12 protein-coding genes are annotated in these 13,627 nt (G+C 72.0%); 5 read left to right on the forward strand and 7 right to left on the reverse strand.

Features of this window, described 5'->3' with window-relative positions; all coding sequences use genetic code 11:
• Nucleotides 1-30: 30 nt before the first annotated feature.
• The gene (locus E1287_RS13730) at nucleotides 31-834 is read left to right on the forward strand and encodes an SAM-dependent methyltransferase (protein WP_131965305.1); all 804 of its coding nucleotides are present in this window, start codon (nucleotides 31-33) and stop codon (nucleotides 832-834) included.
• Here E1287_RS13730 and E1287_RS13735 read toward each other — a convergent pair.
• A complete protein-coding gene (locus tag E1287_RS13735) occupies nucleotides 831-1,934 on the reverse strand; it encodes an FAD-dependent oxidoreductase (protein WP_165968988.1) in 1,104 nt (367 codons plus the stop codon). The genes E1287_RS13730 and E1287_RS13735 overlap by 4 nt on opposite strands.
• A 102-nt stretch (nucleotides 1,935-2,036) precedes the next feature.
• Between E1287_RS13735 and E1287_RS13740 the strand changes: the two genes are divergently transcribed.
• Entirely contained in the window at nucleotides 2,037-2,426 is a 390-nt protein-coding gene (locus E1287_RS13740; RefSeq protein WP_131965307.1) for a helix-turn-helix transcriptional regulator, read from the forward strand.
• A gap of 11 nt (nucleotides 2,427-2,437) precedes the next feature.
• Here the strand turns inward: E1287_RS13740 and E1287_RS13745 are convergent, their stop codons facing one another.
• Both E1287_RS13745 and E1287_RS13750 read right to left on the reverse strand, forming a co-directional pair.
• Nucleotides 2,438-3,040, reverse strand: a complete 603-nt coding sequence (locus E1287_RS13745) for an ATP-dependent Clp protease proteolytic subunit (RefSeq protein ID WP_131965308.1) — start codon at nucleotides 3,038-3,040, stop codon at nucleotides 2,438-2,440.
• Nucleotides 3,037-3,666 (reverse strand): ATP-dependent Clp protease proteolytic subunit, encoded by a 630-nt coding sequence (locus E1287_RS13750; RefSeq protein ID WP_131965309.1) that lies wholly within the window; start codon nucleotides 3,664-3,666, stop codon nucleotides 3,037-3,039. Before E1287_RS13750 ends, E1287_RS13745 begins: the two co-directional genes overlap by 4 nt.
• Before the next feature lie 274 nt (nucleotides 3,667-3,940).
• On the opposite strand from E1287_RS13750, the gene E1287_RS13755 reads away from it, so the two are divergent.
• The 3 genes from E1287_RS13755 (at nucleotide 3,941) to E1287_RS13765 (ending at nucleotide 7,717) form a co-directional block, all read left to right on the forward strand.
• The gene (locus E1287_RS13755) at nucleotides 3,941-5,914 is read left to right on the forward strand and encodes a DNA/RNA non-specific endonuclease (protein ID WP_131965310.1); all 1,974 of its coding nucleotides are present in this window, start codon (nucleotides 3,941-3,943) and stop codon (nucleotides 5,912-5,914) included.
• A gap of 159 nt (nucleotides 5,915-6,073) precedes the next feature.
• The gene (locus E1287_RS13760; RefSeq protein ID WP_165968989.1) at nucleotides 6,074-6,553 is read left to right on the forward strand and encodes a peptidoglycan-binding protein; all 480 of its coding nucleotides are present in this window, start codon (nucleotides 6,074-6,076) and stop codon (nucleotides 6,551-6,553) included.
• Between the two features lie 30 nt (nucleotides 6,554-6,583).
• The gene (locus E1287_RS13765) at nucleotides 6,584-7,717 is read left to right on the forward strand and encodes a hypothetical protein (RefSeq protein WP_131965312.1); all 1,134 of its coding nucleotides are present in this window, start codon (nucleotides 6,584-6,586) and stop codon (nucleotides 7,715-7,717) included.
• A 52-nt stretch (nucleotides 7,718-7,769) separates the two neighbouring features.
• Here E1287_RS13765 and E1287_RS13770 read toward each other — a convergent pair whose 3' ends face one another.
• From E1287_RS13770 to E1287_RS43675, 4 genes are all read right to left on the reverse strand, one after another.
• Entirely contained in the window at nucleotides 7,770-8,099 is a 330-nt protein-coding gene (locus E1287_RS13770) for a hypothetical protein (RefSeq protein WP_131965313.1), read from the reverse strand.
• Nucleotides 8,096-9,208 (reverse strand): zinc metalloprotease, encoded by a 1,113-nt coding sequence (locus E1287_RS13775; protein ID WP_207934199.1) that lies wholly within the window; start codon nucleotides 9,206-9,208, stop codon nucleotides 8,096-8,098. Before E1287_RS13775 ends, E1287_RS13770 begins: the two co-directional genes overlap by 4 nt.
• Nucleotides 9,209-9,358: 150 nt before the next feature.
• On the reverse strand, nucleotides 9,359-10,465 hold the full coding sequence (locus E1287_RS13780; RefSeq protein WP_131965314.1) for a hypothetical protein: 1,107 nt from the start codon (nucleotides 10,463-10,465) through the stop codon (nucleotides 9,359-9,361).
• Nucleotides 10,466-10,476: 11 nt separating this feature from the next.
• Nucleotides 10,477-13,627 (reverse strand): hypothetical protein (locus tag E1287_RS43675; protein ID WP_207934200.1); only part of this gene is annotated, 3,151 nt, incomplete at its 5' end.

A 13,627-nucleotide genomic window follows, 5' to 3' on the forward strand; every position in this document is an offset into this window, starting at 1 on the left:
AGCTCCGAATTCGCGGCAGGATGGGGCGGTATGGACGACCCACCGGTTCAGCCCCCCGAGATCGACACGACCGTGCCGCACCAGGCCCGGGTCTGGAACTACTTCATCGGCGGCAAGGACAACTACCCGGTCGATCGCGTGTTCGCCGAGAACATCCTGCAGGTGTATCCCGGCTTCGAGGAGGTGCCGCGGCACGCGCGGGTGTTCCTCGGACGCGCCGTCCGGTTCCTGGCGGGCGAGGCCGGGATCCGCCAGTTCCTCGACATCGGCACCGGACTGCCCACGCACGACAACACCCATGAGGTCGCGCAGCGGGTCGCTCCCGAAAGCCGGATCGTCTACGTCGACAACGACCCGCTCGTCCTCGCGCACGCACGCGCGCTGCTGACCAGCACCCGCGAAGGGGCCTGCGACTACATCGACGCCGACGCCCGCGATCCCGAAGGCATCCTGCGCGGCGCCGCCGCCACGCTGGACTTCACCAAGCCCGTCGCCCTGATGATCCTGGGGGTGCTGGGCACGATCTCCGACGACGACGAGGCGCACGGCATCCTCAGCCGGCTTCTGGACGCGCTCCCGTCGGGCAGCTATCTGGCGTTGGAGGACGGCACCAAGACCGTCCGGCCCGACGCCGCGGCGGAGGCCGAACGCGTCCGGGACGAATCCGGCTACGACTACGAGCTTCGCACCCCGGAACGGATCGCGCGGTTCTTCGACGGGCTGGAGCTGCTGGACCCTGGTGTGGTCTCGGTGTCCCGCTGGCGTCCCGAACCGAACCCGTTCGGCGAGGCGCCCGAGGTGGACGCGTTCTGCGGCGTCGCCCGCAAGCCCTAAGAGGCTGCGCGGTCCGGGCGGTAGGCGTCGAGCGCGGGCGAGGTGCGGCCGTGGATCTCCTGGTCGATCAGGACGGCGAGATGCGGTCCGAGCGTGATGCCGCTGTGGGTGACGGCGGTGTAGAGGCCGGGCCGCTGCGACCCGATGAGCGGGTACCCGTCGAGGGGGAGTGGACGGACGCACCGCCGTATCTGGACGAGGTCGGCCGTCAGGCCGGGGATGAGCACCCGCGCCCGCGCGAGAAGCTCGGCGCCGACCGCCTCCATCAGCGCCGGTGAGGCCGATTCGTCGACACCGGCGTCAAGGTCGTCGGCTTCCAGGACGAGACCGCCGTCCTCCGCCGGGCGAGTGGAGAGCCCCGGGGCATGGACGAGGCCGTTGACGACGCCGGGCGCGGCCGAAGTGGTGGCGACGAGGCACGGCGCGGCCGATCCGGGCTCGGACGGGTCGACCAGCGGAAGGACGACCCCGGCGGTGGCCAGGAGCGCGGGGCTGTGCCTGCCCGCCGCGCAGATCGTGAGGTCGGCGTCCAGGTCACGGCCGTCGTCCAGCCGCACTCCGGTCACGCGTTCGCCTTCGGTGTTGAGGCGGACCGCCCGGTGACCGGTGACGAGGACGGCGCCCGATTCGCGGGCCCGTTCCGTCAGAGCCCGCGCGGCGGAGCCTCCGTGCACGTAGCCCTCGCCGGCGTAGTGCGCGACGAGCGCGTCCCGCGGGACCCGGACGTGTGGTTCGAGCTCGCGCAACCGGCCGGGATCGATCAGCTCGGCGGCGTAGCCGAGGCCGGCGAGCCGGGCGACCCGGTCGGCCAGCCGGGACTTCGCGTCGTCGGCGTCCGCCCAGATCGTGTTGCCCACCGGCCGGTACCAGGCGGGATCGCCGAACCCGGCGGCCAGGTCGCGCCAGGTGGACAGCGCCGCCGTCCGGAACCGGTGGTAGGACGGGTCCGCGGGGTCGTTGGCGTTGAACCAGGCGTAGCTGGTGCCGGACGTCCCGGCCCCCGGCGCCTCCGCCTCGACGAGCGTGACCTCGTCCTGACCGGCGAGCCGGTCCGCCAGCGCGGCCCCGATGATCCCCGCACCCACGACCAGTATCCGCACGTCCTCAGGATGGCAGCCGCTCCCGGACATCGCGAGACCCCGCCTTTCTGCGGTCGGCGGAACGCCTAGGACCTGCCGGTACCGCCGACTTACGATGTGCGCATGGCCGAGATGACCCGTCCGCTCAAGCCCTCCGAAGAGACACCGCACGAGCCGGCCTCGCCGCACGAGCCCGCCCCGCCGCGCGACGGGGCGGAGCCGTTGTGGCGGGACGCGCTCGGCCACTGCCTGCGGCGCCTGCGCCTCGAACGCGGCGAGACGCTGGTCGAGACGTCCCGCCGTGCCGGGGTCTCGCCGCAGTACCTCTCCGAGATGGAACGCGGCGTCAAGGAGCCGTCGAGCGAGATGATCGCCGCGGTCGCCGGCGCCCTGGACGTGACGCTCGGCGACCTGACCCTCGCGGTCGCGACGACCCTCCTGACCGCCCCGGCCCCGGCCCGGACGGCTCCGGCGGGCGTGACCTGCCAGGCCGCCTACGCCCTGGCCGCATAGGCGGCGCGCCCCTACATGGGCAGCGGCTTCCGTTCTTCGATCACCTGGTCGATGAGGCCGTAGTCCAGCGCCGACCGCGCGGTGAACACGCGGTCGCGATCGGTGTCGGCGCGCAGCGTGGCGATGTCATGGCCGGTGTGCCGGGACAGGATGCTCTCCATGTCGCCGCGCACGCGGACGACCTCGTCCGCCTGGAGGATCAGGTCCGGGATCGCTCCGCGGCTCTGCCCGATCGGCTGGTGCAGGACGACGCGGGTGTGCGGCAGCGCGGAGCGCATCCCGGGAGCGCCCGCGGCGAGGAGCACGGCCCCGACCGCGACGGCCTGCCCGACGCACGTCGTCGCCACCCGCGCGCGGATGTAGCGCAGCGTGTCGTACACGGCCAGCATCGCGCTCGGGTCTCCGCCCTCGCAGTTGATGTAGAGCTGGATATCGCGGTCGGGGCTGTCCGCTTCCAGGTACAGCAATTGCGCGACGAGGGCGTTCGCGACTCCGGCGTCGATCGCGGTGCCGAGATAGATGATCCGCTCGGTCAGCAGGTGCGAGTAGACGTCCATGATCCGTTCACCGCGGGGGTGCTGCGCGATGACGTTCGGGATCGTGTAGGTGCTCATCGGACGGCCCCTTCCGAGGGAATGCCGAGCCCTATGGGCCGGTGACTGGTCGGGACGACTTCGTCGAACTCGCTGACGATCGCGTCGATGAACCCGTACTCGAGCGCTTCCTGCGCCGTGTACCAGCGGTCGTGAAGCGAATCCTCGAAGACCCGCTCAAGGGGCTGCCCGGTGTCCTCCGCGATGAGCCCGAGGACCGTGTCGCGGGTGTGGCGCAGGTCGCCGGCCTGCAGCTCGATGTCGACGGCGGCGCCCGCGATTCCGGCGGACCCCTGGTGCATCAGCACGCGGGCGTGCGGCATGGCGCGGCGCTTGCCTCGGGTTCCGGACGACAGCAGGAACTGCCCGGCGCTGTAGGCGATGCCGAGCACCATCGTGGACACGTCGCACGGGATGAGGCGCATGACGTCGCGGATCGCCAGCATCGACGGCACCGACCCGCCCGGGGAATGGATCCACAGCGCGATATCGGTCGACGCATCCTCCCGCGCCAGCGTCATCAGCTGGGTCGCCAGCAGTGTGCCGTTGTCGTCGTCGAGCGCGCCGTCGAGGACGAGGACGCGCTGCTGGTAAAGCTCGCTTCGCACTCGTTCGTTGAACAACGGGGCTTTCTGTTCCTCGCTCATGCATTCACCATGCGCGAGCCCACGCACTGCTCACAGTCGAATCTGCCCACGGCAGATCTGCCCACAGCAGCAAGCCCGCCAAGCCCGGGGGACGTCGACAGGGTCCGTGCCCCGGCTCGACGCTCCAGCCCGGCGCCGTGGCGCGTCGTGTGCGTCAAACGTTTCCCGATGCGGGGTAAAAGGGGCCACCCGGGCCTGGCGATATCCGGCGAAAATCGAGGAAATTAAGAGAAGACAGGTGGTTCGCGGATATGTGCCGACCGGGGGATATGAAATGGAATTCTATGAGCGGGAGCAGGAGCGCCAGCGGGAGACGGCGGCGCGGCGGGTGGCCGCGCGCGTTCCGGAGCGGCGCGAGCACGAGACCGTCCTGGCCTCGCCCGGCGGCGTGGCGGTGGCCGACAGCGCCGAGCGGGTGGCCAAGCGGGTCGACCGGCTGAGCCGGTTCTACGGCGACGGCTCCCTGCTGGAGCCCGGCGCGGCCGAGCCCGCCGCGCGGCTGGAGAAGATCATCAACACGGTCGACTACGTGGGCGTCCGCTACCTGGACGCCGGGGTGGCCGCGGCGCGCACCGTCGGGCGGATCAACATCCGCGACGAGGGCGGGCGCACGCTCGGGTACGGGACGGGCTCGCTCGTCTCCCTGTCCCTGCTGCTGACCAACCATCACGTGCTGCCCGACGCCGGGACGGCCGCGACCAGCATGGTCGAGTTCAACTACCAGGACGGCGTCGACGGGCGGCCGCTGGCCGTCGCGGCCTACGCGCTCGATCCGGAGCGCTTCTTCCTCGCCGACGAGGGGCTCGACTTCGCGCTCGTGGCGGTCGACGCGCCGTCCGCCGAGCTGGCGGCGTTCGGCCACAACCGGCTGATCGAGGCCGAGGGCAAGGCGATCATCGGGGAGTTCGTGACGATCATCCAGCATCCGCGCGGGGACCGGAAGCAGGTCGCGCTGCGGGAGAACCGGATCGTCGACATCCCCGAGCTGTTCCTGCATTACGCGGCCGACACCGAGCCGGGGTCGTCCGGTTCGCCGGTGTTCAACGATCAGTGGGAGGTCGTCGCGCTGCACCACGCGAGCGTTCCGGTGCCCGAGCCGGAGGAGACCGGCGCGTTCGTGAACGAGGGGATCCGCATCAGCCGGATCTGCAAGCAGGTGCGCGAAACGTCGCTGCCCGAGGCGCAGCGGGCGCTCGTCGATGAGCTGTTCGCTCCTCCGCTGACGGAGAGCGCGGCTCTCCAGTCGTCGGCGGTCGGCCCGCCTCCGGTCGCGGCCCCCGTCGCGGCCCCGGACGCGCGTCCGCCGGCGAGGGCGATGGCCGCCGTTCCGCTGTCGCAGAGCCGCGCGGGGACGGTCACGATCCCGCTGGAGGTCACGGTCCGGCTCGCGGACGGGCATCCGGGCGAGGCCGCGCGCGAGACGGAGGCGATCGACCCCGACTACAGCACCCGCGACGGCTACGATCCGGTGTTCCTGGCCCGTCCGCTGCCGATGCCCGTGCCGTCGCCCGACCTGGCCGCCGTGGCGTCGGCCGAGCTCCGCTACCACCACTTCAGCGTCGTCATGCACCGGCAGCGGGCGCTCGCGCTGTTCACCGCCTGCAACATCGACGGCCGGAGCGCGCGGCGTCCCAAGCGCGACAGCGACCGCTGGTTCTTCGACCCGCGGCTGCCCGCCGGGGAGCAGACCGGCGAGGACGTCTACCGCGCCAACGACCTGGACCGCGGGCATCTGGTCCGCCGGCTCGACCCCGCCTGGGGGACGGAAGCCGTCGCCCAGGCCGCCAACGACGACACGTTCCACTTCACCAACTCCACCCCGCAGCACCACAAGTTCAACGCGGGCCAGACGCTGTGGCTCGGGCTGGAGGACTACGTCCTGAACAACGCCGACAACCTGGACCTGGCGGTCAGCGTGTTCACCGGGCCGGTGCTGGCCGAGGACGACGACGTCTACCGCGGCGTCCGCCTGCCCCGCCAGTTCTGGAAGATCGTCGCGATGGCGGGCGCGTCGGGCGAGCTGTCGGTGACCGGCTACCTGCTCAGCCAGGCGGTCCTGATCGAGGACCTGGCCGGGAAGGAGGCCTTCTCCTACGGCGCGTACAAGACGTACCAGGTGCCGGTCCGCAGGATCGGGGAGTTGACCGGGCTCAACGTCGATCCGCACGTCCAGGCCGATCCGCTGGAGCGGCTGGAGGCCGTTCCGGGGCCGCGCGAGGTCGTCAGCCCCGAGGACCTGATCCTCTGACGGGACGGTGAAACCAGCGAAACCGGCGAAACTGATATGAGCGCGAATATGCGGAAAAGGAGATCTCCTGATGCCTCTCCTTGGTGGTTTCTCCGCCTGTTCGCTGGTTCGCTGGTTGGGACGGGGTCCATAAAAGGCAGTCCAATTAAAGGAGGCGCCATGACGGCCCCACCGTTCAAGCCGCCGAAGCTGTCCTACCCGCCGATGATGAGCGGTCCCCGCGTCCAGCAGTGGCAGCAGCAGATGAAGACGCGCAGCTGGAACATCGTCCCGGACGGGAAGTTCGGCCCGATCAGCAGGCGCACCTGCGCGAACTTCCAGACCGAGAAGGGCCTGGAGCCGGACGGCGTCGTCGACGCGGCCACCTGGAAGGCCACGTGGGAGGCGCCCCCCGCCGATCCCCCGCCGGCGCCCGAGGAGGACCTCGTACACGGGTCGGAGGGAGAGCACGTCCGGACGTGGGAGCGCCAGGCGAACCGCCGCGGCTGGCGGATCAAGAACATCGACGGGCACTACGACGACGAGGACGTCCGCGTGTGCAAGCAGATGCAGCACGCCCTCGGCCTCCCGAAGACGGGGGTCGTCGACTTCGACACCTGGAACGCCACCTGGTGGGAGAACGTCCCCACGACCGTCTGAGCCGGCCCGCTCCCGGAAGGACATCGGCGGATGGCCCGTTGGACCGGCTGGATCCCCGGCGCCCCCAGACTCGACGAGTGGGCGCGCGAGCGGGGCTCGTGGGTGCTGTGCGAGGAAGTGCGCGCGGACGTCCACGAACTCCGCGCGATCCTCGCGACTCCGCGGGACGAAGAAGTCCAGTCGCCCGAGAACGCGGAACTGCTGCGCGGCGCCGAGCAGGCCCTGGACCGGGCGATGGACGTCATCGACCCCGGCACGCATCGCAGGAGCCTGACGGCGTCCCATGTGACCACCGCCCAGCTTCACCTGAACTGCGCGCGTTCCCTGTGGATGCGGACGCTCTCGCCCGGGGAACTGCAATCGTTCCTGCCCGCCATGTGCGCCGCGGTCAGGCGGCATCTCGCCCCGGCCGACGAGCACCGGATCTTCGTGGAGCGGCTGGCCAAGGAGCAGCGCGACGCCCAGGAGACCGGTCAGCCCGCGTCCCTCACCGAGGGGCAGCTCGTCACGCTGGTCGCCGCCGTGGACACCGCGCGCCAGGCCGCGCTGCGGGAGAAGCTGCGCGCCGACAGCTTCGTGCGGATCGTCCGGTGGATCGCCGTGTTCCTGTTCTGCACGGTGATCGCCATCGGGGTGCTCTCGGCGTTGTGGCGGACGGCCGTCCCGCTGTGCTTCACCCCGGCTCCGAGCCCCGGCGCGCGAGGTGACTTCAGCGTCGTCTGCCCCACGGGCGCGGCGCCGTCCGTCCCGGCCGGGCAGCTGGACACGCGGACGCGCGAGGCCGCCGGTTGGGGCGACTACATCGTCGTAATGTTCATCGGGCTGGTCGCGGCCGGGATCGCGGCGGCGTCGGCGCTGCGGAAGATCCGCGGGACGTCCACCGCCTTCGGGATCCCGGTCGCGCTCGCCCTGCTCAAGCTGCCGACCGGGGCGCTGACCGCCGTGCTCGGCCTGCTGCTGATGCGCGGCGGGTTCGTCCCCGGGCTCAGCGCGCTCGACTCGCCGGGGCAGATCATCGCCTGGGCGGTCGTCCTCGGCTACTCACAGGAGCTGTTCACGAAGTTCGTGGACAGGCAGGGCCAGGCCGTCCTGGAGGGCGTGCACGGGCCGTCCCCGTCGCCGCCTCCCGTATCCGGCTCGGTGCCCACCGAGCCGAAGCGCTGACCGGCCCGAGTCGAAGCGCTCACCGGCCCGAAGCGCTGACCGGCGCTCACGGTCATCTCGCGAGGACGAGCCTGTCCTCCGTCCGGGAGAGGACGGTGAGGTCGAAGGGCGAGCCGCCTCCGTCGGGGAAGGTGACGGCGATCTGGTCCGTTCCCTGCGCCTCCCAGCGTCCCCGCACCTCGTTCAGCCGGTCGTCGCGCGCGGGGCGGCGCTCGGTGTACGTGCCGTCCGGACGGAACTCGATGCGGCGGCGCGGGCGGCGCGCGGGCGGGAACGGACGGTCCGCCGGCCGGTACACCGCCCCGGCCGGCGTGTCCTCCTCGAAGGCATGCACCCATGAGCCCGTGACGTCGGGCGGTGCGTCCCGTCCGGGGCCGGTCATCCGCCGGGACGGTGGCCGACGAGGCCCAGCATGTTGTGGATGTCCTCCAGGACTTCCCTGGTCAGCCGCTCCGAGTCGTGCAGGAGCCGTTCGACGTCGCCGTTGTGCGTCACCCCACCGGCCGGGACGGGCTGCTTGGCGGGCTGCGCCGGCGCGGCGGGCTGCGCCGCGGACGGCTGCAGGCTCGCGACCACGAAGGACGACCGCGCCCCCTCCAGGCAGGCGTCGATCCGCTCCCGCTGACCCAGGGTGAACATGAACATCGCGGCGTCGTCGACGTAGTCCATGTAGTTCATGAACATGTCGCCGTTCGGGCCGTTGTTGCACGTCACGTGCGGGAACTTCGGGGCCCCGGTGTTGGCGTCGGCCTGGTTCGGCGTGTCGGCCACCCGGTCGTCGTTGCTGCAGGCGCCGTCGTCGTCGCCCCAGATGTGGAACAGGTCGAGCCAGTGCCCGATCTCGTGGGTGGCGGTGCGGCCCCCGTTGAACGGGGGCGTGGCGGTGCCGGTCGTCCCGAACGCCGAGTGCAGGACGACCACGCCGTCGGTCTGCGGCGGGCCGCCGGGGAACTGCGCGTAGCCGAGCAGGCCGCCCGTCAGCTGACAGACCCACATGTTGAGGTACTGGTCGGTCGGCCAGGGGTCGGAGCCTCCGGTGGCACTGGCCTTCACGCCGTCGTCGGTGTCGAACCCGCTCTGCGCGGTCTCGACCCGGACGATCCCATCGGTCGGGTTGCCGAGCGGGTCCTTCGTGGCGAGCGCGAACTCGAGCCGCGTGTCCGCGACGAGCGACGTCCAGACGTCCGGCACCTTCGAGACGTCGGGGTTCGCGGCCCGGAAGTCCTGGTTCAGGACGTCGAGCTGGCTCATGATCTGCTGATCGCCGATGTTCTCCGCCGCGCCGTTGTACACCACGTGCACGACGACCGGGATGGTGATCACGTCCGTACGGGCGGAGCTGAGCCGTCCGGACTCGAACTGGAGCGCCCGGTTCTCGATCTGCGCGCGCCGCGCGCGGTACGTCATGCTCTCGTTCAGCAGCCGGCGGTGGACGTGCATGGCCCCGCACAGGTCGCGTCTCGGCGGTGGGAAGGGGCTGGGTTCCGTCATGGCGGGTTCCTTTCAGCGCTGAGTTCTGACGGCCCGCGTGGCATGGCGGCGGGCCGCGTCCCGCCGCGTTGGCCGCCCTACCCGCGGCCTCCCATCGATGAAGCCCCGAAAGCTACAAATGACCGTAATGTCCGACTTTGGGTCTGGTGCTCAGAGGGGCACGAACGCGCTGATGGTCGCCTCGATGAGCTGCGCGACGGGCTCGAACGTGCGCCGGAACGGCACCTGGCCCGGTCCGAGCGTGTCGTGCACGTTCTGCCAGACGACGAGGAAATCGAGCGCGCGCGAAGTGTCGTGCACCACGAGGCCCTCCGAGAAGGTCTGCTTCCCGCTTTTCAGCGGTCCGAGACCCACCTTGCTGGCGGTGGCGATGAAACGTCCGTCGCGCGGCCAGATCATGGGCCCCGGAATGAGACCGTCGTGGTGGAACCACGCTCCGGCCTGCTGCATCAGACTTCTCATTTCGGCGTTGCTCGTCGGCCCTATCAGCCGGTCGTCGAACAAGAGCGTCAGCATTCGTGCGAAGTGTTCGACCGTGGTGGCCTGGGCGACCAGGCCGTCGTTCACGCTGTCGATCCGCGCGGAGGGCCAATTGGTCTCGTTGGTGTAATCGCCGGCGAGCCACACCCCTTTGTTGTTCGAGCTTTCGAAGAATCCGTCGTCGGCGAGCTTGCCGTTGAGGTAGGGATAGCCCAGGCCGTGGATCGTCGTCGTGGCGCCAGGGTTGTGCTGACCGACGATCATGTCCCGGAAGGCGCTGAGCTGCCCCGGGGTGAAGTCGACGACGAAGACCGAACCGGTACCGGGCTTCAGCACCGCGCCATAGTCCGGCTTGCGATGCCGGTCTTGCGGGCGCAGCTTCGGGGAAAGGCCCGGGTCGCTGATCAAGACCGGGGTGTGGGCGTCGATCTCGGGATCGAACTCGGCCCTCAGCGCGGCCTCGATGTCGGGCCAGGAAGTGAGGCCGGCCGGGGCGACGAGCTGGTCGGCACTCGAGCGGAGGTCGAACGCCGCGTACATCGCCGCGACTTTGAGCAGGCTGGCCGAGAAGTGCTCCTCGTCCGTCCGGACGCCCGCCCAGGGGTGGCCGTCCTGTCCTTCGTGCCCGGTCAGCAGGACGACCATGAGCGCCAGCCGGTCGACGTTCGGCGTGCCGATCGCCAGCAGACCCTGCCGGGCCGTTTCCAGCGCCGCCTGCATAAGGATGTGCGCGGTGTTGTTGAGCGGATTCGGCTTCGCGCCCGCGAAAAGGCTCATTCTCTCAGCTCCTAGATCGGCCACGCCTCGGACGGGCGGACGATGTCGAACGCGAGACCGCTGGAGCCCTCGCCCGTCCCGGCCGTCTTCTCCCGGCGGATCCACGCGTGCCAGGAGCCGTCCGTCCAGCGCGACAGCACCGGCCGCCTCGTGACATGGCTCCCCTCCCTGGGGACCTCCTCCTCGTGCAGCCAGGTCTCCCCGGTCAGCAGGCGGCCGCGCGGAGCCGACTCGATTCCGGGCTGCACCAGGCCGGTGAGCTTGAAGCGGATCGCGCCGACGCCGACCGCCTCCGGGACGAGCGGCAGCCAGTAGTCGGGCACGATCGTCTGCACCGCGTAGGACGGGCCTTCCGGGACGGGCGGCGCCGGTGCGGTCCGGAGCCATTCCTCGCGGCGGTCGAGTAGTTCGCCGCGGCCGTCGGTGACGGTCCGCTCGATCGCCCAGCCGACGTTGGCGAGCTCGTCCCGGGCCAGGACGAGGGTCTCCAGCGGCCGTCCCGGCATGTGGGCGGCGGCGGGCATCATGAGCAGCCCGTCCGGAGCGCCGTGCAGGGCGAACATGTTCCAGGACGGGTCGTCCGCCCCCGCCCGCTCGATCAGGTGCCGCTGCCCGAAGGTGTCGGTGACCAGCAGGGACGTGAGCGTGGTGAGCGAGCCCGCAGGCACTTCCACGGGCAGGGTGAACCAGTCGTTGCCGAAGATCGTGGCGAACCCGACCAGCAGGAGCCGTCCGGTGTCCAAGGCGTCGACCGCGACCGCGCCGAGGTCGACGGCGGCGTCCTCCATCTCCCAGAACCGGTCGGCGGGGATGCCGCCGTACCGGACGGGCGCCGGGACCGCCTTGACGTGCAGCGGCCGCGGCGGGGCCGGGTCGGGGGCGAGCGCGTCCGGGTCGGCGTCCAGGCTGTACCAGTCGAGGCCGTCGCCGAGGTACTCGCCGGCGGTCAGCACCGTGTCGCCCGCGGCCAGCGCCAGCCGGTGCTCGAAGCGGTGGCCGTCGAAGGTGTCGGGGGTGGGGCGCGGGACGGCCTCGGCCCACCAGTCCCGCCAGCGGCGGGCGACGTCGGCGAGCCCGTCGCCGCTGAGCCGCCCGGCGTCGATCGCGGCGGCCAGCGCGGCGGCGTCCGGGACCCGGCCGCCGAGCAGGCCGACCAGGCCGCCGGGCCCCGGACGCAGCGCGAACTCCGCCAGCAGCCCGGGCAGCGCGTCCGAGCGGCCCGCCTCGGCCAGCATCGTGACGAACTGGGCGCCGCCCTCGGCCCGCGCCCGCTCGTCGACGACCGGCGGCTCGGACTCCACCTGCGGTTCGAGCGGCCCGAGCCGCGGATCGTAGGGCGTCCACGGCCCGTCCGGTGGCCGCCAGGCCGTGATGGGACGGCTCTCGCCGGTCAGCTCGACGTCGATCGGCGACCCGGCGTCCTGCCCGGCGAACTCGCCGAACTGCCACTGCCTGGTCAGCATCCAGGCCGCGTCGTGGATCCGCGCCGCCAGCCCGGACGCCACCTCGCTGCTCCGGTGCAGCGGCTCCATCCGGTACATGTCGTCGAGCGGGAACCGGGGCTGACCGGTGAACGGGTCGAAGAGCTGGATGCCGGAATCCTCCTCGAACTGCGCCAGGACGCGCCTGACCGCGCTGAACATGACGGCGGTGGCGCCGGGCAGCAGGTTGTCCAGCATCGGGAGGTCGCCCAGGTCGACGGCGCGCAGCTTGGCCAGTTCCAGCGTGTCGTGGACGGCCAGGGCCAGGACGTCGGACGTCCAGCCGCGGACCGGGTCGGGCGGGACGGCGATCAGCACGGCCTGCGGAGCCTTGGCGTCCGGGCGGTCGTAGTGGAACGTCACCCCGGTCAGCTCGTGCGGGCCCTTCCCGGCACCGCCGACCGCGCCGTCCGAGCCCGGCAGCGTCTCGGCCCACTCGTCCAGGACGATCCCGGCGAGCGGTTCCCCGGGGCCGATCGGCCGGGGCAGGTGGCAGACGAGGTGCCATTGGGCGGGTGGGCGGTCGTCCGGGTCGAAGGTGCCGCCGATCCACGGGTCGGCGGCCGTCCGCATCGGCTCCTGCGCGGCGGTGTGGCTCCCCGCGCCGCCGGTGAGGAGCAGGGTCTCGTGCCAGGCGCGGGCGGCGGGCCGGACGGCGGCGTACCGGCCGAGCCAGGCCCCGATCGCCGAGCCGCTCGCGCCCGGCGGGCGGGGCCCGACGGCAACGCCGGTCAGCCTCGGGACCAGCGGAAGCCGCGCGCCGAGCAGGCCGGAGAGCACGTCGCTGACCATGCGCAGCCAGTCCTCGCCGGGCGTCCCGGCGAGCACGGTGCCGAGCCGCGCGAGCACCGCCGCGGGGTCGGCGGCGGTGACGCCCAGCGCCGCGAGCCGGTCGGGGTCGGCGCCCGCGGCCGTCACCGCGTCCTTGTACGCGATCACCCGCGCGCGCAGCTCACCGAGGTCGACGGGGACGGGAGCCGCCTCCGGCGGCAGCAGATGCGCGGGCACGAGCGGCTGCGCGGACGCCAGCAGGGTGCGCAGGCGCACCGCCAGCTCGCGCAGCCCGGCCCAGCCCTCGCCGTGGAGACGCCTCGTCCCTCTGTGAGTCAGCCTGGGCTGGTCGGCGCTGGACGCGTCCAGGATCAGCGCCAGCGCGCCCATGCCGAGCTGATCGGCGGTCTCCGTGAACTCCTCCCCGGTCTCCGGCACCGTTCCGGAGAGCCGCAGCTCCGAAGCGGGCCCCAGCAGCCCGGACACCCAGGCGTCCAGCCGGGGTTCGAGGGCCGTGAGGGCGTCGGCGGGCCAGCCGGGCGCGGGCGCGGGGACGTCCGGCACCGCCACGGCCAGCCGCTGGGTGACGGCCCGGCCCCGGTGCGGGGTGGTCAGCACCTCGAAGCGGTCCGGGACGTCCCCGCCCTGGCCGAGGGTGTCGGCGGCCATCCCGGCGCGCAGGGCGTTGCCCCCGATCAGGTGGTGCACGCTCTCGGCCAGGATGAGGTCGCCGACGGCGTCGAGGGCCTCGACCAGGTCGGCCAGGTGCGCCGCGGCCCCGACCTCGTCCGCCAGGTCACCGGCCGCCGCCGCCCGTGCGAGCGCCAGGCCGTCCACGACGTTCCGGTCGGCGATCGCCTCCTGGCTCCTCGCCCACAGGTCGGGCGAGGTGTCGTCGTCCAGGGGCGGC

The organism is Actinomadura sp. KC06, assembly GCF_004348735.1.
In the GTDB taxonomy this organism is placed as follows: domain Bacteria; phylum Actinomycetota; class Actinomycetes; order Streptosporangiales; family Streptosporangiaceae; genus Spirillospora.